This is a genomic window from Streptomyces sp. NPDC051207 (assembly GCF_040682395.1).
Lineage (GTDB): Bacteria > Actinomycetota > Actinomycetes > Streptomycetales > Streptomycetaceae > Streptomyces.
Genome location: NZ_JBFBAX010000020.1, coordinates 46,597 through 70,427, shown reverse-complemented (window position 1 = coordinate 70,427; position 23,831 = coordinate 46,597). Strand labels below are relative to the sequence as shown.

Here is a 23,831-nt window from a genome sequence, read left to right as displayed (position 1 = left end):
CGGGTGCCGGCGTCAGCCCCCGTCGCGCGGCGGCGTGTCGTCGGACGAGCCGGCCGGCCGGTCCTTCGGCGTGGAGGCCGTGAATCCGCCGAAGCCGCGCCGCACCCGGTCGCCCAGGTCCCCGGCCCCGCCGGTGATGTCGCTGACCAGCTTCATCAGCGGATCCTTCGAGTTCTTCACATCGCTCGCGTAGCTCGCCGCCGACTGCCGGAAGGAGTCCCGCACCGAGGTGTCGCCGTCCTCGCCGCGCCGCGGGTAGTGACCGTCCATGATCCGCTGGAAGTCGCGGGACCCGGCCCACTTCTTCAGCTCGGCCGCGCGGACGGCGGTGAAGGGGTGGGAACGCGGCAGCACGTTCATGATCTTCAGCACCGAGTCGCGCAGGTCGCCGCCCGCCTCGTACTCCTCGGCCTGGGCCAGGAACGCGTCCACGTTCATCTCGTGCAGGTGGTTGCCGCCCGCGATCTTCATCAGGCCGCGCATCGAGGCCTCCAGGTCCTGGCCGACGAGGAGGCCGGCGCGGTCCGCGGACAGCTCCGACTTGCGGAACCACTCGCGCAGCGCGGTCACGATCGCCATGATCGCCAGGTTGCCCAGCGGGATCCACGCCACCCGGACGGCGAGGCTGGTCAGGAACAGCAGTATCGTCCGGTACACCGAGTGGCCGGACAGCGCGTGCCCCACCTCGTGCCCGACGACCGCCCGCATCTCCTCCTCGTCGAGCAGCTCCACCAGGCCGGTGGTGACGACGATGATCGGCTCGTCCAGGCCGATGCACATCGCGTTGGGCTGCGGGTCCTGGGTGACGTACATCGGCGGGACCTTCTCCAGGTCCAGGATGTAGCACGCGTCCCGCAGCATGTCGTTCAGGTGCGCGAACTGCTGGTCGGAGACGCGCACCGAGTCGGACAGGAACAGCAGCCGCAGGCTCCGCTCGGGCAGCAGGCCGCTGAGGGCCTTGAACACCGTGTCGAAGCCGGTCAGCTTGCGCAGCGCCACCAGGGCGGAGCGGTCGGCCGGATGCTCGTACGCACGCGAGGAGATCTCCGGGAAGCGCCTGCGCTGCCTGCTCGGCACGCGCTCGTGCCCGCTGTGCTGGTGGCCGTCGGACATGTCTTCCCCCATGTGCGGTCTGTATGGCCGTGCGTCCTGCATGGCCCTGGCGGGCCCTTGTAGGCCCTTGCGGGCTCTGTGCTGCCGCCCTGCGGATTCCGTGCGGCCCTCGTGCGTCCTTCGCGCCCCTTGGCGTCCTTCGGTCCCGGAAGCCGGGTCCATGACGGTGGTGGGCCGCGTGCTCACCGTGTGCTTCCTGCCGCGGGCCTGCAAACGGAAGGACGACTGGCGCCGCCGGAAGGTTCCCCAACGGTGGAGTCGGCGTGAGCCCCGCCGAGGCGCCCGCATACCATGGGCCGACGTCTTTATCCCGCCCACACCGGATAGGTCCTGCCGAAGATGAGCTTCCACAGCACCGCTGCCCAGTTGGTCACCCTCGCCGCCGAGGGCGAGAAGCACGGCGGAAACCACGAGAGCCTCAACCCGTACGTCACCGGCGGCGGCGCGCTCCTCGTCCTGCTGCTCCTGCTGTGGATCACCACGCTCTTCAACCGCGACCGCTGAGCCCCGCCGGGCGCCCGCCCCGGGCGCCCCGGGAGGTCCCGGGACCGGGCCGGTAGGGTCTGCACGCATGGGAGAGCAGGACATGCCTACCGGTCCGGTGAACGACACGGACGGCCCCGCACGGTCGGGCAAGCGCCGTCTCGGCGTCATGGGCGGCACCTTCGACCCGATCCACCACGGGCACCTCGTGGCGGCCAGCGAGGTCGCCGCGCAGTTCCACCTCGACGAGGTGGTGTTCGTCCCCACCGGCCAGCCGTGGCAGAAGAGCCACCGCGCGGTCTCCCCGGCCGAGGACCGCTATCTGATGACGGTCATCGCCACGGCGGAGAACCCCCAGTTCTCCGTCAGCCGCATCGACATCGACCGCGGCGGCCCCACCTACACCGTGGACACCCTGCGCGACCTGCGCGTCCTCAACCCGGACACGGACCTGTTCTTCATCACCGGTGCCGACGCCCTCGCCCAGATCCTCACCTGGCGCGACAGCGAGGAGCTGTTCTCCCTGGCACACTTCATCGGTGTCACCCGGCCCGGCCACCATCTGACGGACGCCGGGCTTCCGGAGGGCGGCGTCTCGCTCGTCGAGGTCCCGGCTCTCGCCATCTCCTCCACGGACTGCCGTGCGAGAGTCGCCAAGGGTGACCCCGTCTGGTACCTGGTGCCGGACGGAGTCGTGCGCTACATCGACAAGCGCGAGCTGTACCGCGGCGAGTGAGCCGAGAGGGGCACCGGTGAACGACCGATACGACGCTGGCTACGGGGGCGACCAGTACGAACTCGTCGGCTACGACGAGTACGGCCGGCCTGTGTACCGCCAGGTCCCGGCGCACCAGCAGCAGCCGCAGCAGGCCTACGACCCGTACGCACAGCAGGGCTACGCCTACGACCCGTACGCCACGGGCACGCAACAGCCGGCGCAACCGTACGACCCGTACGGCCAGGGCTCCTACGGCACTCAGGCCCCCTATGACACCCAGGGCTCTTATGACACCCAGGGTTCCTACGACTCTCAGGGCACCTACGACCCCTACGGCGGCGGGCAGCAGGGCGGTCCCGCGGCGGCGCCCCACGACCCCTACGGCCAGGCCGCGGCGAGCGGGCAGCAGCCCCGGGCCGCCGAGCAGCAGCAGACCGCGTACATCCCGCAGCAGGCCGCCCCGGCCGAGGACGCGGAGGCCGGCGGGCAGAACGACGGGCGCGACGACGGGGAGTACCGCACCGAGCAGTTCGCCTTCGTCGAGGACCCGGACGACGACTCCGAGGACGTCATCGACTGGCTGAAGTTCACCGAGAACCGCACCGAGCGCCGCGAGGAGGCCAAGCGCCGCGCACGCGCGCGCGTGATGGCCCTGGTCGTCGTCCTCGCCCTGTGCGCGGCCGGCGGCGTCGGCTACCTCTGGCACGCCGGGAAGCTGCCCGGCCTGTCCTCCTCCGGCTCCGCGAGCGGCGGCCCGGCGGCCGCGGGCGCGCAGAAGCGCGACGTGATCGTCGTCCACCTGCACGACACCAAGGGCGGCAGCACCGCCACCGCGCTGCTCGTGGACAACACCACCACCAAGCGGGGCACCACCGTCCTGCTGCCCAACTCCCTCGCCCTGACCAGCGACGACGGCACCACCACGACGCTCGCCAAGTCCGTCGGGGACGACGGCACCGACGGCACCCGGCAGGCCCTGGACACCGTCCTCGGCACCAGCATCCAGGGCACCTGGCGCCTGGACACGCCCTACCTGCAGAACCTGGTCGACCTCGTCGGCAACATCGAGGTCGACACCAACGCCGACGTCCCCGACCCCGACGCCAAGAAGAAGAAGGGCGCGAGCCCTCTCGTCCGCGCGGGCGACAACCAGACCCTCAGCGGCAAGATGGCCGTCGCCTACGCCACGTACCAGGGGCCCGGCGAGGCCCCCGAGGCCCAGCTGGAGCGGTTCGGGCAGGTCATGCAGAGCGTGCTGCGCAAGATGACGTCCGACCCGGACGCCGCCACGACCACGATCCAGACGCTCGGCCAGATCCTCGACCCGTCGCTGACCGACAAGGACCTCGGCACCTTCCTCGCCGGTCTCGCCGACCGGGCCAAGGGCGGCGACTACAGGACGGCGCTGCTGCCGGTCCGGGCGGACGGCACCCTCGACAGGCAGGCGAGCGACAGCGTCGTGGAGGACGTCCTCGGCGGCACCGCCAAGAGCCCCGACAAGGACGCCGCCGTCAGCGTGTCCGTGCGCAACGCCACCGGCGACAAGAGCACCACCGAGAAGGCCCGCGTCGTGCTCCTCAACGGCGGCTTCACCTTCCTCGACGGCGGCACGGCCGACGCCGCGGCGACGTCCGCCGTCACCTACGCCGACGCCGCCGACAAGGAGAACGCCACCGAGGTCGCCAAGACCCTGGGGCTGCCCACCGGCTCCGTCACCAAGGGCAAGGTCTCCGGGAACGCCACCGTCTCGGTCGTCCTGGGCCAGGACTACGAGCCGTCGGGCGCTTCCGGCCGGCCGTGAGACCCTTGATGTCAACCGACCGCCGATCGAAAGCCTTGCAGTGACCGCAACGGAACGCTCTCACGAGCTGATCAACACCGCCGCCCAGGCGGCTGCCGACAAGCTCGCGCACGACATCGTCGCCTACGACGTCAGCGACGTACTGTCGATCACGGACGCCTTCCTGCTGGCCTCCGCGCCCAACGACCGCCAGGTCAAGTCCATCGTCGACGAGATCGAGGAACGCCTCCACAAGGAGTTCGGCGCCAAGCCGGTCCGCCGTGAGGGCGACCGCGAGGCCCGCTGGGTCCTGCTCGACTACGTCGACATCGTCGTCCACGTCCAGCACAGCGAGGAGCGGGTCTTCTACGCCCTGGAGCGGCTGTGGAAGGACTGCCCCGAGCTGGAACTGCCCGAGGACGCCCGTGCCACCCGAGGCAAGGCCGAGGAGCACGCCAGGCTGCGGGCCGAGGAGGAGGCCGCGGATCTGGGCGGCGACTGGTGAGCGCCACCGGCGAGGTGGGCGCGCGCCGGGGCCGTCGCATCATCCTGTGGCGGCACGGCCAGACCCTGTGGAACGTGGAGCGCCGTTTCCAGGGCACCACGGACGTCCCGCTCACCGAGACCGGCGTCGGCCAGGCCCGCCGCGCCGCCCGGCTGCTCGCCTCCCTGGGCCCCGACGCGATCGTCTCCTCCGACCTCCAGCGCGCCGCCGGCACCGCGGCCGAGCTGGCCGCGCTCACCGGCCTTGAGGTCACCCTCGAGGAGGACCTGCGCGAGACGTACGCGGGCGTGTGGCAGGGGCTCACGCACGACGAGATCATGGCCCGGTACGGCGAGCAGTACGCGGCGTGGAAGCGCGGCGAGCCGGTGCGCCGCGGTGGCGGCGAACTGGAGACCGAGGTCGCCGACCGCGCCGCCCCGGTGGTGCTCCGGCACGCCGAGAAGCTGCCCGACGAGGGCACGCTCGTCGTCGTCAGCCACGGCGGCACGATCCGCACCACCATCGGCCGTCTGCTGGGCCTGCCGCCCCGCGCCTGGGAGAGCCTGGGCGGCCTCACCAACTGCTGCTGGTCCGTCCTCGGCGAGGGCGGCCGGGGCTGGCGGCTGCTGGAGCACAACGCCGGCACCCTGCCGGAGGCGGTCCTCGGCGACGACGACTGAGGTGCCCTCCGACCTGCGCGGCAGCGGCGGGACCCGGATTTCACTTTCTGGCAGGTCGCAGGCTAAAGTTCTTCTTGTTCGCCCCGCTGAGCGGGGCGAGGCATCATGCGGCTCACGCCGCGTGGCGCGCGGGGCTATAGCTCAGTTGGTAGAGCGCCTGCATGGCATGCAGGAGGTCAGGAGTTCAATTCTCCTTAGCTCCACGGACGAATCCCGTCCCCTCCGGGGGGCGGGATTTTTCGTTCCCGCGCTTGAGCGGCCGAAGTCCGTGCGGCGTACGCCCCGGCGAGGGGTGCGTGCCCGGACTGGAACTGAGGCGTCGCTGACCGTATTGCTCCGGCCGTGGCAGAATCAGATGGCCGGAAGGGAGCGCGGCCCGACGGGAGGGAGTTGCGATGCCTGCGAGCATCCTCGGGGAGGTCGACGACCTCTCCGACGTCAGCGTGACAGGGGACACCACCACCCGCCTCAGCTGCCCCTCCTGCGGTTCCGCCCACGTGGCCCAAGTACTCGGTGACAACGGCGGGATTTCCTACGTGTGCACGGCCTGCGGCCACAGCTGGAGCTGATCGATGGGTGCACACAGGCGAAAGTGCGACTGGTGCGGCAGCGGGACACCGATCGTGCGCGACATGGAGCCGATCAATCCCGACTACCAGTACTGGTGCGAGGAGTGCGCGCGGGCGCTGATCATAAAGGGCGACCCGATCGAGACGTACCGCGAACTGGAGGGCGAGCCGATCTACGGCCGTCTCCTGGAGGAGCACTGCACCCTCAAGCGGTTCTACTCGTTCGTCACGGCCTGACGCCGGGCGGCAGCGGCAACGGGCACGCACGCGTGGGGGCATGGGCGGCCGGGTCCGGCCGGACCGGAAAGGATTTGGTGTTGTGCCGGGGGGAGCGTGTAATGTTGGCGTCGCCGCCGGGGAGACCGGGCGGAACACCGCAAGGGGCTATAGCTCAGTTGGTAGAGCGCCTGCATGGCATGCAGGAGGTCAGGAGTTCAATTCTCCTTAGCTCCACAGAAGTCGAAGGCGGGTCATCCGATCGGATGACCCGCCTTCGTCGTTGAGCGGGCTTGAGCGGCTCTCAGCGTCCCAGGGCGCGGCGGCCCCGGCCCTGGGGCAGCGCCGGCAGGTTGCGGGTGGGCGCCTGCACGCGCGTGTCCTCCTCGATGCGCAGGGCGAGCGCGGGGCACCGGCGCACCGCGCGCATCGCCTTCGCCTCCGCGTAACGCGGGATGTCCGCCTGCGCCACCGTAGGGAAGCCGTCGGCGCCGAGCTGGAAGACCTCTGGGAGGAGGTCCGCGCACAGGCCGTGGCCCCGGCACAGCGTCCAGTCGACGTGGATCCTCCGGCGGCCGGGGCTGTTCTCCTCGGCCGCGCCGCCGCCGGGGACGCCCGTCGGGGCCCCGCCCCCTTCGAAGAGCGGCAGAACGCCCTGTACGGGCCGCCCGCAGCCGTGTCCGAGGACATGGGCGGCGAGGTCGTCGGTGAAGGCCCGGACGGTCGACTCGATGAACATCGCCGAGCCGTCCGGGTGCGAACACGCCCCGCGCCGCTTCACGTTCCGCGCGACCTGCCTGAGCGCCTCCAGGGCGGCCGGGCCGCCGCCGTTCAGGACGTCCGCCAGGCCGCGCGCCGCCGCCGGCAGGCCGAGGGAGCACGGGCCGCACTGGCCCGCGCTCTCCCCGGCCAGCCACTGCGCCACCCTGAGCGACTCGCCCAGCGGGCAGGTGTCCTGACCGATCGGCAGGATCGCGCCCGCGCCCAGCGAACCGCCCGCCCGGTCCAGGGAGTTGCGCGAGACGACGGCCTCGTCCAGGCGCGCCGGGTCGATCCACTTGCCGTGGTAGCCGCCGGTCAGCACGCCCTGCGGCAGCGGCGGGGCGCCCGCGAGCCGGAGGACGTAACGCAGCGGCACGCCCGTGGGGACCTCGATCACCATCGGGCGGGCGACCGCGCCGGAGACCGTGAGCATGACGGTGCCCGGCTCGTCGTACAGGCCGGTGTTGCCGTAGCGGTCCGGGCCGATGCGGGCGGCCACGGCGAGCTGCGCGAACGTCTCGGCGTTCGACAGCAGGGTGGGCGCGCCGCCGACGCCGCTCCTGGAAGCGCTGACCTTGCGGCCCGGCGGGATCGCCGGGCCGCCGTCGATGGAGCGGATCAGTGAGGCCGCCGCGCCCGTGATCATGCGCACCGGGTTGCGCTGCACGCGCGCGCGGAGCGGGGAACGGCGTCCGTCGCTCAGGCCCCGCTCGGCCAGCGCGGCCTCCATCGAGCGCTGCGTGGACTCCCGGGTGACACCGACGACGAGCCGGCGTGCTCCGAGGGCCTCGGCGCACAGCAGCGCGCCGTCCAGGATGAGGTGCGGGGCGCGGTTGATGAGCACCGTGTCCTTGCGGCAGGCCGGTTCGTCCTCACTGCCGTTGACGACGACGACCGGCCGTACCCCGCGTCCGATCGCCGACTCGGCGACCGACCGCAGCTTCTTGTGGAAGGGGAACCCGGCGCCGCCGCGCCCCCTGAGGTTGATGCGATCGGCGAGCTGCGCGAGCTGTTCGCCGCCCAGCGGTTCGAGCGGCCCGTGCACCTTCAGGTGCATCGGCAGGTCGAGTCGTTCGACAAGGTCGAAGCCCGACGTGAGCTGGGGAAGACCGACCACGCGGACTTCGGGTACGTCGGGCAGGGCCTCGTTCACTCAGAGCCTCCGGAAGGCGTGTTCCAAGGTTCGCCCGGAACCGGCGCGCCGAAGTCGTGGGAGGCACCGGGCGGTGTTTCTGTGGCGGGACCGCTGGTGTACGTGTCGTCCGGGTAGTACGTGCCGTGGCGGGCGTTCGTCTCACCGGTGTCGTACACGTCACTCGACCCGTGGCCGAAGGCGCCCGGGTTGCCATGGACCGGGATGGTGTATTCCGTGTCGCCGAGCGGGTCGTAGGACGACGGCGGGGCCTCGCCGACCGGCGGCGGCGACGGGACGGGCCAGCTGCCCGAGGCGCTCGTGCCGCTGTCGGCGTACGGCACCGGCTCCGCGGGGCGCGTCTCCAGGGGTGCGTCCACGCGCGTGGCCGCACACTCGGCCGCGAAGGGCTGCCGGCGCTGCCCGCGCGAGGAGGCCGAGACGGCCCGGTAGGCGGCGGCGAAGCCGTGCACCGGCTGCCGCTCGGCCGTCGCGTACGGGCTTTCCGCGCGTGTGTCGTACGGCGCTTCCGTGCGTGCCGCGTACGGGCTTTCCGCGCGGGTTTCGTACGGCGCTTCCGTGCGTGCCCGCGGGTTCGGCTCGTGGCCGGGCAGCGGCGGCCTGGCCGCCCTGGTGCGGTGCGCGTCCGGGGCGGCCTCCTCGGCGGGCTGCTCGTCGCCGCTCAGGAAGGCGGTGATCCGGTCGGCGACCCGGCGCTTGACCGGGCGGGGCGCCGCGCGCAGCGCGAGGGCCGCCAGCACCCCGAGGACGCACAGGCCGTACAGGAACACGAAGACCGGCTTGGCGGCGCGGCCCGCGTAGAGGCCGTGGACCAGGGCGGCGCACCAGGCCGGGTAGGCCAGCATGTGCATGGTCCGCCAGTGGGCGGCGACCGGGGCGGGTGAGGCGAAGGCGCTGCGCAGCGCGCCGGTGATGCCCACGAAGACCATGAGGAGCCCGGCGGCGGACCCGAGCCCGATCAGCCCTTCGCTGCCGGTGACGCCCAGCGCGAAGGGGAGCACCGCGGCGATCGGCTCGGTGTGGTCGAGCGCGATCTTGGTGATGACGTGCAGCAGCAGGAACGCGATCGAGGCGACCGCGGTCGTCCGGTGGACCGCCTGCCCGATGATCCGCCGGCGCGCGTCGAGGACGATCCGGTCCTGGGCGACGAGGCCCCAGACCACCGAGCAGCTGAGCGAGACGAGGGACAGCACGCCCGCGCCGAAGTTCAGGAATTCCCGGACGTCGTCGCCTCCGGCCAGCACGATCACGGACGTGAGGAGCAGTGCGACGGCCGATGCCGTCCCGTAGGCCGAGCGGCCCGAGCGGGGGAGGGAGCGGTGACTGCGGCGAGGGTTCATGGGGGCGACTCCGAGCAGAATCGGGAAAGCGGTCCCGCTGCCGCACTCTAGGTGGCGCCGTACTGATGGGTAGGGGGTTTCAGTTATTGCGCTGTTATCAAACGACAATGAGGTCGTTGCGTTGCCCCATTGCGGTTGTTACGCGGAGTAACTATTGACCCCCGGAGCGACGTCGATCCGTCGTCGCGGCCCGATCTGCGGCTGCGGTACCCTGGCGCCATGCGTGCCGTACGCCTTCTGCTTAGCGAGCCGCGCTGATCAGTCCTGGCCCCCGCGCGACCGGGTGCCGGAATCGGCGCGGCGTCCCCTCCTGTGCGAGGGGATTTTTCGTTTCTTGAGAAGTCGCAGCCGCTGGCAGAGACGATCGATGGAGCTTTGAGGACATGAGCGAGACGAACCCCGCTGCCACCGCCGGGTCGGCGGAGGCAGCGCCGCACCGCTACACGGCCGCCGTCGCGGCCGAGATCGAGGCACGCTGGCAGGACTTCTGGGACGCCGAGGGCACCTACGCCGCGCCGAACCCGAGCGGCGACCTGGCGGGCGACCCCGAGCTGGTCGCCAGGCCCAAGAAGTTCATCATGGACATGTTCCCGTACCCCTCCGGTGCGGGCCTGCACGTCGGCCACCCCCTCGGCTACATCGCCACCGACGTCTTCGCCCGGTTCCAGCGCATGACCGGCCACAACGTCCTGCACACCCTCGGCTTCGACGCCTTCGGCCTGCCCGCCGAGCAGTACGCCGTGCAGACCGGCACGCACCCGCGTGTCTCCACCGAGTCCAACATCGAGAACATGAAGGCCCAGCTGCGCAGGCTGGGCCTGGGCCACGACAAGCGCCGGTCCTTCGCCACGATCGACCCGGACTACTACAAGTGGACCCAGTGGATCTTCCTGCAGATCTTCAACTCCTGGTATGACGACGAGGCGAAGAAGGCCCGGCCGATCTCCGAGCTGATCGCCCGCTTCGAAAGCGGCGAGCGTCCCGTGCCCGGCGGGCGCCCCTGGAGTGAGCTGACCGACGCCGAGCGCGCCGACATCCTCAGCGAGTACCGCCTGGCCTACGCCTCCGACGCACCGGTCAACTGGTGCCCCGGCCTGGGCACCGTCCTGGCCAACGAGGAGGTCACCGCCGAAGGCCGCTCCGAGCGCGGCAACTACCCGGTCTTCAAGGCCAAGCTGCGCCAGTGGAACATGCGCATCACCGCCTACGCCGACCGGCTGCTGGAGGACCTCGACGCGCTGGACTGGCCCGAGGCCATCAAGCTGCAGCAGCGCAACTGGATCGGCCGCTCCGAGGGCGCCCGCGTCGACTTCCCCGTGGACGGCGAGCACATCACCGTCTTCACCACGCGCCCGGACACCCTGTTCGGCGCGACCTACATGGTGCTGGCGCCCGAGCACCCGCTGGTCGAGAAGTTCACTCCGGCCACCTGGCCCGAGGGCACCCACGACGTGTGGACCGGCGGCCACGCCACGCCCACCGAGGCCGTCGCCGCGTACCGCGCGCAGGCCGCCTCGAAGTCCGACGTGGAGCGGCAGGCCGAGGCCAAGGACAAGACCGGCGTCTTCACCGGCTCCTTCGCCACCAACCCGGTCAACGGCGAGCAGGTCCCGGTGTTCATCGCCGACTACGTCCTGATGGGCTACGGCACTGGCGCGATCATGGCCGTACCGGCGCACGACACGCGTGACTTCGCCTTCGCGCGCGCCTTCGAGCTGCCCATCCGCTGCGTCGTCGAGCCGACGGACGGCCGCGGCACGGACACCTCCACCTGGGACGACGCCTTCGCCTCGTACGACGCGAAGATCATCAACTCGTCCAACGACGACGTCTGCCTGGACGGCCTGGGCGTCGCCGAGGCCAAGGCCCGCATCACCGAGTGGCTGGAGCGGTCCGGCGTCGGCGAGGGCACCGTCAACTTCCGCCTGCGCGACTGGCTGTTCAGCCGCCAGCGCTACTGGGGCGAGCCCTTCCCGATCGTCTACGACGAGGACGGCGTCGCGCACGCGCTGCCCGAGTCGATGCTGCCGCTGGAGCTGCCCGAGGTCGAGGACTACTCGCCGCGCACCTTCGACCCGGACGACGCCGACACCCAGCCCGAGACGCCGCTGTCCCGCAACGAGGACTGGGTCAACGTCACCCTGGACCTGGGCGACGGCCGCGGCCCGCGCACGTTCCGGCGCGAGACCAACACCATGCCGAACTGGGCCGGTTCCTGCTGGTACGAGCTGCGCTACCTGGACCCGCACAACTCCGAGAAGCTGGTCGACCCGGCCGTCGAGCAGTACTGGATGGGCCCGCGCGAAGGCCGGCCGCACGGCGGCGTCGACCTGTACGTCGGCGGCGCGGAGCACGCCGTGCTGCACCTGCTGTACGCCCGCTTCTGGTCCAAGGTGCTCTACGACCTGGGACACGTCTCCTCCGCCGAGCCGTTCCACAAGCTGTTCAACCAGGGAATGATCCAGGCCTACGTGTACCGCGACAGCCGCGGCATCGCGGTGCCGGCCGCCGACGTGGAGGAGCGCGACGGCGCCTACTACTACCAGGGCGAGAAGGTCTCCCGGCTGCTCGGCAAGATGGGCAAGTCCCTGAAGAACGCGGTCACGCCGGACGAGATCTGCGCCGAGTACGGCGCCGACACGCTGCGCCTGTACGAGATGGCCATGGGCCCGCTGGACGTCTCCCGGCCGTGGGACACGCGCGCGGTGGTCGGCCAGTTCCGGCTGCTGCAGCGGCTGTGGCGCAACATCGTCGACGAGAACACCGGCGAGGTCACCGTCGTCGACGCCGAGCCCGGCGAGGACACGCTGCGTGCCCTGCACAAGGCGATCGACGGGGTGCGCGGCGACCTGGAGAACCTGCGCTTCAACACCGCCATCGCCAAGATCACCGAGCTGAACAACCACCTGACGAAGGCCGGGGGCCCGGTGCCGCGGTCCGTCGCCGAGCCGCTGGTGCTGATGGTCGCGCCGCTGGCCCCGCACATCGCCGAGGAACTGTGGCGCAGGCTGGGGCACACCGAGTCGGTCGTCCACCAGGACTTCCCGGTCGCCGACCCGCAGTACGTGGTGGACGAGACCGTGACCTGCGTCGTGCAGGTCAAGGGCAAGGTCAAGGCCCGCCTGGAGGTCTCCCCGGACATCTCCGACGACGAGCTGGAGAAGGCCGCGCTGGCCGACGAGAAGGTCGTCGCGGCGCTGGGCGGCGCCGGCATCCGCAAGGTGATCGTGCGCGCGCCGAAGCTGGTGAACATCGTCCCGGCGTGACGCCGGGCGCCGCGCCCGCGCGAGCTCGGGGTAGTCCCCTACGGGCAGGTTCGGGGTTCGCCAGGAACTCCGAACCTGCCCGTAGCGTTTACCGTTGAAGAGCGGCGCGTAACAGCCCGTGGCCGTCTAGGAGGAGCATCGTGGAAGCAGTCATCGCCGTGTTCGCCCTGCTTTTCGTGCTGCTCGTGGTGCTCGGCGCGTACGCCACCGTGAAGGCGGTCGGCGCGGCCAAGCGCGGCGTGGACCGCACGCTCACGCAGGCCCGCCGCACGGTCGAGGACCACACCCTGCGGGCCAAGTCCTCCGCCCAGCCCGGCCCGGCGGGCGAGATCGCCCAACTGCGGCTGAAGCTGCGCACGTCGATGCGCGCCACACAGGAAGCGCTGCACGCGGGCGTGGCCGAGGACGCGTCGCTGAAGGAGTCCCTCGGCCTGTTCGAGCGGCTCAGCGCGCACGGGCACGAGCTGGACGGCGAGCTGCGGCGCCTGGAGTCCGAGCCGGACCGGGCCGCGCTCGCCGAGCGGCTGCCCGCGCTGCGCGAGCGCACCGAGCGCATCACCCAGTCGGCGGACTCCCTGCGCTGGGCCGCCCGCGACCGGGCCCGCCGCTTCGCCGAGGACGACCTGGACTCCCTGAGCACCCAGATCGGCATGGAGGCGGGCGCCCTGCGCCACTGGGACGCGGCGGAGCCGTCGGCAGCGCCCCCGCCGCCGTGGCCGGAGGCCCCGGCCGCCGCGGACGGCCCGCGGCAGAGCCGGCAGGAGACGCCGCGCTCGCACACAGAGCCGACCCGGCCCGCCCTCGACCCGCCGGTCCGCCGCCCCGCTCACCCCTGGCAGAAGGAGGCCCGCCCCGAGACCACCACTTGAGCCGCGGTGTGAACGGGACCGGGCTGCCGCCCGGGCACGACGGCAGGTAACCTCCAGCACATGTCCCGCCATGTCGCCATCGTCACCGATTCCACGGCCTACCTGCCGGCCCGGACGATGGAGCGCCACGGCATCACCTCGGTACCGCTGACCGTGGTCCTCGGCGACCAGGCACTGGAGGAGGGCACCGAGATCTCGACCCGGTCCCTGGCCCAGGCGTTGCAGAAGCGACGGTCGGTCACCACCTCGCGCCCGAGCCCCGAGGTGTTCGCACGGACCTACCGCGAGGTCGCCGAGTCCGGCGCCACCGGCATCGTCTCCCTCCACCTCTCCGCCGAACTGTCCGGCACGTACGACGCCGCGCTCCTCGCGGCACGCGAGGCGCCGGTGCCGGTACGGGTGGTGGACACCGGGATGATCGCGATGGCCCTCGGTTTCTGCGCGCTGGCCGCGGCGGAGACGGCGGAGGCGGGCGGCACGGTGGACGAGGCCGTCACGGCCGCGGAGAAACGGGCGGCGGGCACGTCCGCCTACTTCTACGTCGACACCCTCGACTATCTGCGCCGGGGCGGCCGGATCGGCGCCGCACAGGCCCTCTTCGGATCGGCGCTCGCCGTGAAGCCGCTGCTGAAACTCGACGGCGGGCGCATCGACCTGCTGGAGAAGGTGCGGACGGCGTCCAAGGCGATCGCCCGCCTTGAGGAGATCGTGGCGGACCGGGCGGGCGGCGCCGAGGTCGACATCGCCGTGCACCATCTCGCCGCCCACGACCGCGCGTCGGCCCTCGCGGACCGCCTGCGGACCCGGGTGCCCGGGCTGGTGGACCTGCATGTGAGTGAGGTGGGGGCGGTGATCGGGGCCCATACGGGGCCGGGGTTGTTGGGGGTTGTGGTTTCGGCGCGGTGAGGGTGGGCGAGTCGCCCGTGTTCCACCTGTGCGGGCTGAGCCGTTCGTGTGGGTCGAGTCGCCTGTGTGCGCTCGTGTGAGCTGATTCACTCGTGTGGGTGGCGGAGTTTTCCACAACCGGGCGGTAATCCCCGGGTATTGACCAAGATCATCGCTGTTGGTGCGGTCTGGCCGATCCTCGTCGCATGGCACTTCGATCACATTCACGCACAGCGACCGCTACCAGTGGCCCCGGCAGGGGGCCCGCCTCCGACGGCCGCGTACGGCACCGCCGTCCACATCACCCTCCCGGGCGGGTCCGGCGACGGCACCGGCAGGTGTCGGCGGAGGAGGTGCGGCGGCGGGCGGAGGGGTTGTTCGGGGGGAGGGGGGAGCCCGGGGCGGTGGGGGAGTGGGCGCGGCTGCCGGGTCCGCCTCCGGGATCGTCGCTGGGGCCGCCGTCGGGATCGCCTCCGGGATCGTCGCCGGTACCGCCGTCGGGATCGCCTCCGGAGGGTTCGGAGGGGCAGGGTGGCGGCGGGGTTGTCGGCGAGCGGGCCGGCGGGCGGACCGGAGTGCGGGAGGGCGCGGACCATGCCGCCGAGGCTGTCGGGCCTGTGGTTGCCGGGGTGACGTGGCGGGAGCGGGTGGGGCCTGCCGCGCGGGAGCGGATGCCGCTGTGGTTGCAGGCGAGGTGCGGTGTGGAGCGGCGGAGTGTGCTGGCGCTCACCGTGCTGCTCGTCGTCACCGCGGCCTTTGCCGCACAGCACTTCTGGACCGGCCGGACGCAGACCGTGCAGGCGCCCGAGGTGGTGCGGGCGGCGGCGCCCTACGACGATCGGGAACAGCCCGCGAAGGAAAAACCGGGGACAGCCGCTCCCAGCACCTCCGCGACGGCCGGCGCGGAGATCGTGGTCGACGTCAGTGGCAAGGTGCGCGAACCCGGCATCCACCGGTTGCCGGCCGGTTCCCGGGTCGCGGACGCGTTGCGCGCGGCGGGCGGGGTGCGACCCGGTACGAAGATCGACGGTTTGAACCGCGCCCGTTTCCTCGTGGACGGGGAGCAGGTGATCGTGGGCGGTCCGGTGCCTGTGGTGGGCAGCGGACCTGGCGGTTCGCCGGCCGGTGGCGGCTCGGCAGGAGCGGTGGGCGTCGCCGGTGGCGCGTCCGGCGCGGCGGGGCAGCTCCCGACGGCTCCCGTGTCCCTCAACACGGCCACCGTCGACCAGTTGGACACCCTGCCGGGTGTCGGCCCCGTCCTGGCTCAGCACATCGTGGACTACCGCACCCAGCACGGCGGTTTCCGCTCGGTGGACGAGTTGCGCGAGGTCAACGGCATCGGCGAGCGCCGCTTCGCCGACCTGCGGCATCTGGTACGGCCATGAGCGGCGCCGTCGCCCCGCCGGGCGGCCCGGGGCCCGCTGCCCCCCGCCCTCCGGGGCCCGCTGCCCGCCGTGCTGTGCATGCGGCGTCCGGGAAACGGCTCGGCGCGGCCCGTCCCCGGCAGGAGGGGCCGACGGACCTGCGGCTGGTGCCGCCCGCGCTCGCGGCCTGGGCCACGGCGGCGCTGCTGGTGGATGCGCCGGCAGGGTGGGCCGGGGGTGTGGCCGCCGTCTGTGCGGTTCTCGGCGGGGCCCTGCTGCTGGGCCGGGGCCGTGGGCCCTGGTGGACCCGCACCGCCGTCGCCGCCGTGCTGCCCTGCGTCGCCGCGTCGGCCGTCTCGGCGGGGCTGCACGGGGCGGATCTGCGGCGGGGCCCCGTCCCGGACCTGGCACGGCGGTATGCGACCGTGACTGCCGAGGTCGAGGTCACCGCCGATCCCCGGCTCACCCGGCCCCGGGTCGACGGCCCCCGCGTGGCACCGGCCGCCGTGCTGATCGGAGCCGACGTGCGCCGCGTCGAGGAGGCGGGCGGGACGGCGGTGACGACCCGGACACCGGTGCTGATGATCGTCGACGCAGGAGAGGGCGGTGCGCGGGCCGGGCCGGACGGCTCACGGGCTTCCGGCGGCGGGCCGGGGCATTCGCCCTGGCTCGGGCTGCTGCCCTCGACCCGGCTCCGGGTCACCGCGCGACTCGCGCCCCCGAGGGAGGACGGCGACCGGATCGCCGGCGTGCTGCGGGTACGGGCGCGGGCCGGGCCGGACGTGGTGGGGGAGGCGTCGGGGCCGCAGCGGCTCGCGGGACGGCTGCGCGCCGGGCTGCGGGAGGCCACCGACGGTCTGCCGGCCGACGCGCGTGCGCTGCTGCCGGGCCTGGTCGTCGGGGACACCTCGCGGGTCACCCCCGAGCTGGACGCGGCCTTCAAGGAGACCGACCTCACTCATTTGCTGGCCGTGTCCGGGGCGAACTTCACCATTCTGCTCGCCCTGCTCCTCGGGCCACCGGGCCTCGCCCAGCATGCCGAGCGCCGCGGTCTGGCGCCCCGCCTCGGTATCTCCCTGCGCCGGACGGCCGTGCTCGGCGGTGTGATCACGCTCGGGTTCGTCGTGGTGTGCCGACCTGAGCCGAGCGTGCTGCGGGCCGCCGCCTGCGGCTGTGTCGCGCTGCTGGCGCTCGCCACCGGACGGCGCCGGTCCCTCCTCCCGGCGCTGGCGACGGCCGTCCTGCTGCTGGTGCTGTACGACCCGTGGCTGGCCCGCAGTTACGGCTTCCTGCTCTCCGTGCTGGCCACCGGCGCCCTGCTCACGCTCGCGCCACGCTGGAGCGCGACGCTGCGCCGGCGCGGGGTGCCGCCCGGCCTGGCCGAGGCGCTGGCCGCGGCGGGTGCCGCGCAGGCGCTGTGCGCGCCGGTCGTCGCCGTGCTGTCGGCGCGGGTGAGCCTGGTGGCGGTGCCGTGCAACCTGCTCGCGGAGTTTGCGGTCGCGCCGGCCACGGTGCTGGGCTTCGCGGTGCTGGCGACGGCACCGCTGGCCATGCCGGTGGCCAAGGCGCTGGCCTGGTGCGCAAGGTGGCCCGCCGAGTGGCTGGCGGCGGTGGCCCGCACCGGGGCCGCGCTGCCCGGCGCAGGAGTGGACTGGCCCGGCGGCTGGACCGGAGCGGCACTGCTGGGGGCCGTCACCGTGGCCCTGCTGCTCGCCGGGCGGCGGCTGCTCGAGCACCCCTGGTGGTGCGGGGCGTGCGTGCTGCTGCTGGCCCTGGCGGTGCTGCGGCCGGCGCCGCTGACCAGAGTGGTGACGGGCTGGCCGCCACCGGGCTGGCGGATGGTGATGTGCGACGTGGGGCAGGGCGACGCCATGGTGCTCGCGGCGGGCGAGGGCACCGGCGTGGTCGTGGACGCCGGTCCCGACCCGGTGCTGGTCGACCGCTGTCTGCGGTCGCTGGGCGTCACCCGCATCCCGCTCGTCGTGCTGACCCACTTCCACGCCGACCATGTGGCGGGCCTGCCCGGTGTACTGCGGGGACGCTCGGTCGGGGCTGTCGAGACGACGGGGTTCGCCGAGCCCGCCGGCCAGGCGGCGTTCGTCCGCAGAGTGGCGGCGGCGCGGGGAGTCCCCGTGACACGGGCCGCCGCCGGCCAGGAACGCCGCACGGGCGGGCTGTCCTGGGAGGTTCTGTGGCCTCCCGCCACGCATTCCTCACCGGCCACAAGCCGAAGCCCCGCCCACATTCCCGCCCCCGCCCCCGAAGGAGCCAATGACGCCAGTGTCACTCTCCTCGTCCGGACCGCAGGCCTGCGTCTGCTCCTCCTCGGGGACCTCGAACCCCCGGCCCAGCGGGCGCTGGCCCAATCCCCCGCGGGCGCGGCGCTGAGAGGCGTGGACGTGCTCAAGGTGGCCCACCACGGCTCGGCGTATCAGGACCCGGACCTCATGCGCAGGGCGGCCCCGCGGCTGGCGCTCATCTCCTGCGGCGCGGACAACTCGTACGGCCACCCGGCCCCGGGCACGCTGGCCGCGCTGCGTGCCGGGGGAGCGGTGGTGCTGCGGACGGACCGCGACGGCGCGCTGGCCGTCACGGGCCGCGCGGACGGACGGCTGGAGGTGGCGCGAGACTGAGGGCATGAAACGCGAAGAGACCGATGCCTACCTCCAGCGGCTCGGAGTCGCCCACCCGGCAGCGCCCACCACTGACGTTCTGCGCGAACTGCACGTGCGCCACTTGCAGACCGTGCCCTTCGAGAACCTCTCCATCCACCTCGGCGAGGAGATCGTGCTTGAGGAGCAGCGGCTGCTGGACAAGGTGGTGGCCGGGCGCCGGGGCGGGTTCTGCTACGAACTGAACGGCGCGTTCGGGGCGTTGCTCACCGCGCTCGGCTTCGAGGTGACGCTGCTCGCGGCGCGGGTGCGGATCGGCGAGGAGCGGCTCGGGATTCCGTACGACCATCTCGCGCTGCGGGTGCGGACGGCGGACGGGGGTGACTGGCTGGCCGACGTCGGCTTCGGGGCGCACAGCCACTACCCGCTGGCGTTCGGGGACCGGGGTGAACAGCCGGACCCGGGCGGCACGTTCCGGATCGTGGAGGCGGGGCCGGACGCGGCCGGGGTGCGCGGCGGGCACGGCGTGGCGGCGGCGGACCTGGACGTGAGCCGGGACGGCAGTCCCGAGTACCGGCTGGAGGCACGGCCGCGGGTGCTGGGTGACTTCGTGGCCGGGGCGTGGTGGCACAGCACCTCGCCCGCGTCGCACTTCACGCGGTCGCTGGTGTGCTCGCGGGTCACGGAGGACGGCGGGCGGATCACGCTCAGCGGCCGGCGGCTGACGGAGACGGCTCCGGACGGCGAGCGCCAGGAGCGTGAGCTGGACGCGGACGAGGAGGTGCTGGCCGTGTACCGGGAGCGGTTCGGGATCGTGCTGGAGCGGGTGCCGGTGCTGCGCGGGTCCGCCGAGAGCGGTTGAGCCGGTCAGCACCTTCCGGTCCGTACCCGACAATGGCTGGCGTGAGCGATGTGAGACACGTGCTGGTGCTGCCCGACCGCGATGCCGCGCGGGAGGCGGCCGAGACGCTCGGGGAGCGGTTCGGGCTGGACGAGGAACCGCAGCTGGTCCGGGACGCGCTGGCCGGTGAGGACGACGCCGAGGACGCGCAGTGGCTGGTCGTCCTGCGGGACGAGCGGGAGCGGCTGGACCCGGCGGAGCTGGACGCGTTCGCGGGCGAGTGGGACGGCTGGCGCGAGGAGCCGTAACCCCGAGGCCGGGGGCGGGCCGGGGGCTGGGCCCGGGCGGCGTTGTCAGTGCCGCGTGCGATGCTTGTCGCGATGGCCAGGAAGACTGCGAACGACGACCCCCTCGCCCCGGTGACCATCGCCGTGGGCCAGGAGGACCTCCTGCTCGACCGTGCCGTGCAGGAGGTGGTGGCCGCCGCCAAGGCCTCCGACGCCGACACGGACGTACGGGACCTGACGTCGGACCAGTTGCAGCCCGGCACGCTCGCCGAGCTGACCAGCCCGTCGCTCTTCGCGGAGCGCAAGGTCGTGGTCGTACGGAACGCGCAGGACCTTTCGGCCGACACGGTCAAGGACGTGAAGGCGTATCTCGGCGCGCCCGCCGAGGAGATCACGCTGGTGCTGCTGCACGCGGGCGGCGCCAAGGGCAAGGGCCTGCTGGACGCGGCGCGCAAGGCGGGTGCCCGTGAGGTGGCCTGCCCGAAGATGACGAAGCCGGCGGACCGGCTGGCGTTCGTGCGGGGCGAGTTCCGGGCGCTGGGGCGTTCGGCGACGCCGGAGGCCTGCCAGGCGCTGGTGGACTCGATCGGCAGTGATCTGCGGGAGCTGGCGTCGGCGGTGTCGCAGCTCGCCGCGGACGTCGAGGGGACGATCGACGAGGCCGTCGTCGGGCGCTACTACACCGGGCGGGCCGAGGCGTCGAGCTTCACCGTCGCCGACCGGGCCGTGGAGGGCCGGACGGCGGAGGCGCTGGAGGCGCTGCGCTGGTCGCTGGCGACGGGGGTCGCGCCGGTGCTGATCACCAGCGCGCTGGCGCAGGGCGTGCGCGCGATCGGCAAGCTGTCCTCCGCGCGCGGCGGCCGGCCCGCGGACCTGGCCCGTGAGCTGGGCATGCCGCCGTGGAAGATCGACCGGGTGCGCCAGCAGAGCCGCGGCTGGACGCCGGACGGCCTGTCGGTCGCGCTGCGGGCGGTCGCCGAGGCGGACGCGGGAGTGAAGGGCGGCGGCGACGACCCCGAGTACGCGCTGGAGAAGGCCGTCGTCACCATCGCCCGGGCCGCCCGGTCCAGGGGGCGGGCGTAGCGGGAGCGCGGGAGAATCGGACGTATCAGCCGCACATCGCCGAACGACGGAGAGGTGGCGATCGCCATGGCTGAACACCCGCACGCCCAGATCTTACGCAAGGGGTTCGAGGCGTTCTCCCGGGGTGACCTGGACGCCCTGCGCGAGGTGATGACCTCGGACTGTACGCACCATGTGCCCGGCAGTCACCCGCTGTCCGGTGACTTCAAGGGCCAGGACGCGATCATCGACATGTATCGCCGGATGAACGAGGAGACCGGCGGGAACATGCGGGTCGACCTGCGCGGCGTCGCCGTGGACGGCCGGGGCCACGCGGTCGGTATGGCCCTGTTCGCCGCGGACCGCCGGGGCAAGCACATCGAGGACGAGGGGGCTCTCGTCTTCCGGATCGTCGGTGACAGGATCAGCGACATCGACGAGTGCGTCGCGGACATCGAGGCGAACAACGACTTCTGGTCGTGACACGCCACGCGGGCACAGCCTGAAGCCCTTCGCCCGAACCGGTCCATGTCCCGTCGCCCGGAACCGGCCCAAGACCCCTCGCCCGGAGTCGGCCCAAGGCTCCTCGCCCGGAACCGGCCCTACGAGTTCAGGGCTTCTCGCCCGGAACCGGCCCTACGAGCCCAGGGCTTCTCGCCCGGGCACGCCGAAGGCCCCGCCGCCCGTCCTGGGGAAGGACGAGGCGACGGGGCCTACGGATGACGCTGGGTGAGCCCGGTCCCCGCGTGGCGAACGCAGGCCGCGGACAAGGCTCGGGGTGCCGGTCGGGAGCGGATGAGAGAGGGCCCGCTCTGGGTCCTTCCGGCGGTCAGATCAAAGGGAGATTCAGCCCTTGACGGACGCGACCTTGGCAGCCAGGGCCGACTTCTTGTTGGCAGCCTGGTTCTTGTGGATGACGCCCTTCGAGACGGCCTTGTCGAGCAGACGCGCCGCAGCGCGCTGGTACTCGGTGGCCTTCTCGACGTCACCCGCGGCAGCGGCCTCGCGGGCCTTGCGGATCGCGGTCTTCAGGGACGACTTGACGGCCTTGTTGCGCAGCCGGGCCTTCTCGTTGGTCTTGATCCGCTTGATCTGGGACTTGATGTTCGCCACGAATGAGCCTCTACAGGTTCTGGCACGGGCCCACAGGGGGTCGCGTGCCGGTGATTTCTTGAAGGAGTGCCTCCTGCGAGAGGGCAGGAGACACAGCCACCCAGCCTAGCAGCGGCCCGGACAGTGGCCCAAACCCGTCGCAGCTCCCCGCCCGTGGGACCATGGAGACTACGTATCGATCCGACCCGAGACCGCAGACACTGCGGACGCCTCAAGAATCAGGACCCTGCGTGCCCGCGATCCCTAGCCATGTGCCCGAGCCGAGCCGTACCGACCCGGCTCTGATCCGCAATTTCTGCATCATCGCGCACATCGACCACGGCAAGTCCACGCTCGCCGACCGGATGCTCCAGCTGACCGGGGTGGTCGAGCAGCGGCAGATGCGCGCCCAGTACCTCGACCGCATGGACATCGAGCGCGAGCGCGGCATCACGATCAAGTCCCAGGCGGTGCGGTTGCCGTGGGCCCCGACCCACGACAAGAGCAACACGCACATCCTCAACATGATCGACACCCCCGGGCACGTGGACTTCACGTACGAGGTCTCGCGGTCGCTCGCCGCCTGCGAGGGGACCATCCTCCTCGTCGACGCGGCCCAGGGCATCGAGGCGCAGACCCTCGCCAACCTCTACCTGGCGATGGAGAACGACCTCACGATCATCCCGGTGCTGAACAAGATCGACCTTCCGGCGGCGCAGCCGGAGAAGTTCGCCGAGGAGCTGGCGAACCTGGTCGGCTGCGAGCCCGGCGACGTGCTGAAGGTCTCCGCCAAGACCGGCCTGGGCGTCGAGGCGCTGCTCGACAAGGTCGTCGCCGAGATCCCCGCCCCGGTCGGCGTCAAGGACGCCCCGGCCCGCGCGATGATCTTCGACTCGGTCTACGACTCCTACCGCGGTGTCGTGACGTACGTCCGTGTCATCGACGGCCAGCTCAACCGGCGTGAGCGGATCCGGATGATGTCGACGAACGCGACGCACGAGCTTTTGGAGATCGGCACCAACTCCCCGGAGATGCTGCCCTCCGACGGCCTCGGCGTGGGCGAGGTGGGCTACCTCATCACCGGGGTGAAGGACGTCCGCCAGTCCAAGGTCGGCGACACCGTCACGAGCATGCACAAGGGGGCCACGGAGGCGCTCGGCGGCTACAAGGACCCCAAGCCGATGGTGTTCTCGGGGCTGTACCCGCTGGACGGCTCGGACTACCCGGAGCTGCGCGAGGCGCTGGACAAGCTCCAGCTCAACGACGCCGCGCTGGTGTACGAACCGGAGACGTCCGCCGCGCTCGGCTTCGGTTTCCGCGTCGGCTTCCTCGGCCTGCTGCACCTGGACGTGATCCGGGAGCGCCTCGAGCGCGAGTTCGGCCTCGACCTGATCGCCACCGCGCCCAACGTGGTCTACCGCGTGACCATGGAGGACGGCGAGGAGATCACGGTCACCAACCCGAGCGAGTTCCCCGAGGGCAAGATCGCGGAGGTGCACGAGCCGGTCGTGCGGGCCACGATCCTCGCGCCCACCGAGTTCATCGGCGCGATCATGGAGCTGTGCCAGACCCGGCGCGGCACCCTGCTCGGCATGGACTACCTGTCCGAGGACCGCGTCGAGATCCGCTACACCCTGCCGCTCGCGGAGATCGTCTTCGACTTCTTCGACCAGCTGAAGTCCAAGACCCGCGGCTACGCGTCCCTGGACTACGAGCCCACCGGTGAGCAGTCCTCGAGCCTGGTCAAGGTCGACATCCTGCTGCACGGCGACAAGGTCGACGCCTTCTCGGCGATCACCCACAAGGACCAGGCGTACGCGTACGGCGTGCGGCTCGTCGCCAAGCTGAAGGAGCTGATCCCGCGGCAGAACTTCGAGGTGCCGGTGCAGGCCGCCATCGGTTCCCGGGTCATCGCCCGCGAGACCATCCGCGCCATCCGCAAGGACGTCCTGGCCAAGTGCTACGGCGGTGACATCTCCCGGAAGCGGAAGCTGCTGGAGAAGCAGAAGGAAGGCAAGAAGCGGATGAAGATGGTGGGTTCGGTGGAGGTTCCGCAGGAGGCCTTCATCGCCGTGCTGTCCAGCGACGACGGCGGGGCGTCGGCCAAGGGCAAGAAGTAACCGCCGGTTACGCCTGCGCGTCCGGCCAAACCGGGCGGAACGGGGGCCTGCCGTACGAAAGTGCGGCGGGCCCCTGTGCGTACACCCGGTCGCTGTCTGTAGGAAGTGACAGGGCGCGGGCTCTTACGCGGTGGC

General features: G+C 72.1%; 21 protein-coding genes and 2 tRNA genes. 19 read left to right on the top strand and 4 right to left on the bottom strand.

Annotated elements, in window-relative coordinates; all coding sequences use genetic code 11:
* Positions 1-12 precede the first annotated feature (12 nt).
* On the bottom strand, positions 13-1,113 hold the full coding sequence (locus tag AB0M97_RS20400) for a M48 family metallopeptidase (protein WP_365962358.1): 1,101 nt from the start codon (positions 1,111-1,113) through the stop codon (positions 13-15).
* 339 nt (positions 1,114-1,452) lie between these two features.
* On the opposite strand from AB0M97_RS20400, the gene AB0M97_RS20395 reads away from it, so the two are divergent.
* The 9 genes from AB0M97_RS20395 to AB0M97_RS20355 all read left to right on the top strand — a co-directional run bounded on the left by AB0M97_RS20395 (position 1,453) and on the right by AB0M97_RS20355 (position 6,280).
* The gene (locus AB0M97_RS20395) at positions 1,453-1,617 is read left to right on the top strand and encodes a hypothetical protein (RefSeq protein WP_365962316.1); all 165 of its coding nucleotides are present in this window, start codon (positions 1,453-1,455) and stop codon (positions 1,615-1,617) included.
* Between the two features lie 67 nt (positions 1,618-1,684).
* The gene (nadD, locus tag AB0M97_RS20390) at positions 1,685-2,332 is read left to right on the top strand and encodes a nicotinate-nucleotide adenylyltransferase (RefSeq protein ID WP_279551154.1); all 648 of its coding nucleotides are present in this window, start codon (positions 1,685-1,687) and stop codon (positions 2,330-2,332) included.
* A gap of 16 nt (positions 2,333-2,348) precedes the next feature.
* A complete protein-coding gene (locus tag AB0M97_RS20385) occupies positions 2,349-4,115 on the top strand; it encodes an LCP family protein (RefSeq protein WP_365962315.1) in 1,767 nt (588 codons plus the stop codon).
* Between the two features lie 40 nt (positions 4,116-4,155).
* A complete protein-coding gene (gene rsfS, locus AB0M97_RS20380) occupies positions 4,156-4,599 on the top strand; it encodes a ribosome silencing factor (protein ID WP_365962314.1) in 444 nt (147 codons plus the stop codon).
* Complete coding sequence (locus AB0M97_RS20375; RefSeq protein ID WP_365962313.1) at positions 4,596-5,258, top strand: histidine phosphatase family protein; 663 nt, start codon at positions 4,596-4,598, stop codon at positions 5,256-5,258. The genes rsfS and AB0M97_RS20375 overlap by 4 nt, the downstream gene beginning before the upstream one ends.
* A 130-nt stretch (positions 5,259-5,388) precedes the next feature.
* Positions 5,389-5,461, top strand: a tRNA-Ala gene (locus tag AB0M97_RS20370).
* 192 nt (positions 5,462-5,653) lie between these two features.
* On the top strand, positions 5,654-5,827 hold the full coding sequence (locus AB0M97_RS20365; RefSeq protein WP_365962312.1) for a hypothetical protein: 174 nt from the start codon (positions 5,654-5,656) through the stop codon (positions 5,825-5,827).
* Between the two features lie 3 nt (positions 5,828-5,830).
* Complete coding sequence (locus AB0M97_RS20360) at positions 5,831-6,064, top strand: hypothetical protein (protein WP_006136074.1); 234 nt, start codon at positions 5,831-5,833, stop codon at positions 6,062-6,064.
* A 143-nt stretch (positions 6,065-6,207) separates the two neighbouring features.
* Positions 6,208-6,280: transfer RNA gene (locus tag AB0M97_RS20355), tRNA-Ala, on the top strand.
* Between the two features lie 67 nt (positions 6,281-6,347).
* Here AB0M97_RS20355 and AB0M97_RS20350 read toward each other — a convergent pair.
* Both AB0M97_RS20350 and AB0M97_RS20345 read right to left on the bottom strand, forming a co-directional pair.
* Positions 6,348-7,958, bottom strand: coding sequence for an NADH-ubiquinone oxidoreductase-F iron-sulfur binding region domain-containing protein (locus AB0M97_RS20350; protein ID WP_365962311.1), 1,611 nt, complete (start codon positions 7,956-7,958; stop codon positions 6,348-6,350).
* Complete coding sequence (locus tag AB0M97_RS20345; protein WP_365962310.1) at positions 7,955-9,298, bottom strand: cytochrome b/b6 domain-containing protein; 1,344 nt, start codon at positions 9,296-9,298, stop codon at positions 7,955-7,957. The genes AB0M97_RS20350 and AB0M97_RS20345 overlap by 4 nt, the downstream gene beginning before the upstream one ends.
* Before the next feature lie 383 nt (positions 9,299-9,681).
* Between AB0M97_RS20345 and leuS the strand changes: the two genes are divergently transcribed.
* The 9 genes from leuS to AB0M97_RS20300 all read left to right on the top strand — a co-directional run bounded on the left by leuS (position 9,682) and on the right by AB0M97_RS20300 (position 20,967).
* Positions 9,682-12,564 carry a leucine--tRNA ligase gene (leuS, locus tag AB0M97_RS20340; RefSeq protein WP_365962309.1) on the top strand — a complete coding sequence of 961 codons (2,883 nt, stop codon included), beginning with the start codon at positions 9,682-9,684 and terminating at the stop codon, positions 12,562-12,564.
* 140 nt (positions 12,565-12,704) lie between these two features.
* Entirely contained in the window at positions 12,705-13,433 is a 729-nt protein-coding gene (locus AB0M97_RS20335; protein WP_365962308.1) for a hypothetical protein, read from the top strand.
* Between the two features lie 60 nt (positions 13,434-13,493).
* Positions 13,494-14,339: a DegV family protein gene (locus AB0M97_RS20330; protein WP_365962307.1), complete on the top strand. Its 846-nt coding sequence runs from the start codon at positions 13,494-13,496 to the stop codon at positions 14,337-14,339.
* A gap of 185 nt (positions 14,340-14,524) precedes the next feature.
* Positions 14,525-15,703 (top strand): ComEA family DNA-binding protein, encoded by a 1,179-nt coding sequence (locus tag AB0M97_RS20325; protein ID WP_365962305.1) that lies wholly within the window; start codon positions 14,525-14,527, stop codon positions 15,701-15,703.
* Between the two features lie 74 nt (positions 15,704-15,777).
* Positions 15,778-18,315 carry a ComEC/Rec2 family competence protein gene (locus AB0M97_RS20320; protein WP_365962303.1) on the top strand — a complete coding sequence of 846 codons (2,538 nt, stop codon included), beginning with the start codon at positions 15,778-15,780 and terminating at the stop codon, positions 18,313-18,315.
* Positions 18,316-18,319: 4 nt separating this feature from the next.
* The gene (locus AB0M97_RS20315; protein ID WP_365962302.1) at positions 18,320-19,156 is read left to right on the top strand and encodes an arylamine N-acetyltransferase; all 837 of its coding nucleotides are present in this window, start codon (positions 18,320-18,322) and stop codon (positions 19,154-19,156) included.
* Between the two features lie 41 nt (positions 19,157-19,197).
* Positions 19,198-19,443, top strand: coding sequence for a hypothetical protein (locus AB0M97_RS20310; protein ID WP_365962301.1), 246 nt, complete (start codon positions 19,198-19,200; stop codon positions 19,441-19,443).
* Positions 19,444-19,515: 72 nt separating this feature from the next.
* Entirely contained in the window at positions 19,516-20,505 is a 990-nt protein-coding gene (gene holA / locus AB0M97_RS20305; protein WP_365962300.1) for a DNA polymerase III subunit delta, read from the top strand.
* A gap of 66 nt (positions 20,506-20,571) precedes the next feature.
* Positions 20,572-20,967, top strand: coding sequence for a nuclear transport factor 2 family protein (locus tag AB0M97_RS20300; RefSeq protein ID WP_365962299.1), 396 nt, complete (start codon positions 20,572-20,574; stop codon positions 20,965-20,967).
* Between the two features lie 363 nt (positions 20,968-21,330).
* Here AB0M97_RS20300 and rpsT read toward each other — a convergent pair whose 3' ends face one another.
* Positions 21,331-21,597 (bottom strand): 30S ribosomal protein S20, encoded by a 267-nt coding sequence (gene rpsT, locus AB0M97_RS20295; protein WP_365962298.1) that lies wholly within the window; start codon positions 21,595-21,597, stop codon positions 21,331-21,333.
* A 230-nt stretch (positions 21,598-21,827) separates the two neighbouring features.
* On the opposite strand from rpsT, the gene lepA reads away from it, so the two are divergent.
* On the top strand, positions 21,828-23,696 hold the full coding sequence (gene lepA, locus AB0M97_RS20290) for a translation elongation factor 4 (protein WP_365962297.1): 1,869 nt from the start codon (positions 21,828-21,830) through the stop codon (positions 23,694-23,696).
* Positions 23,697-23,831: the final 135 nt, after the last annotated feature.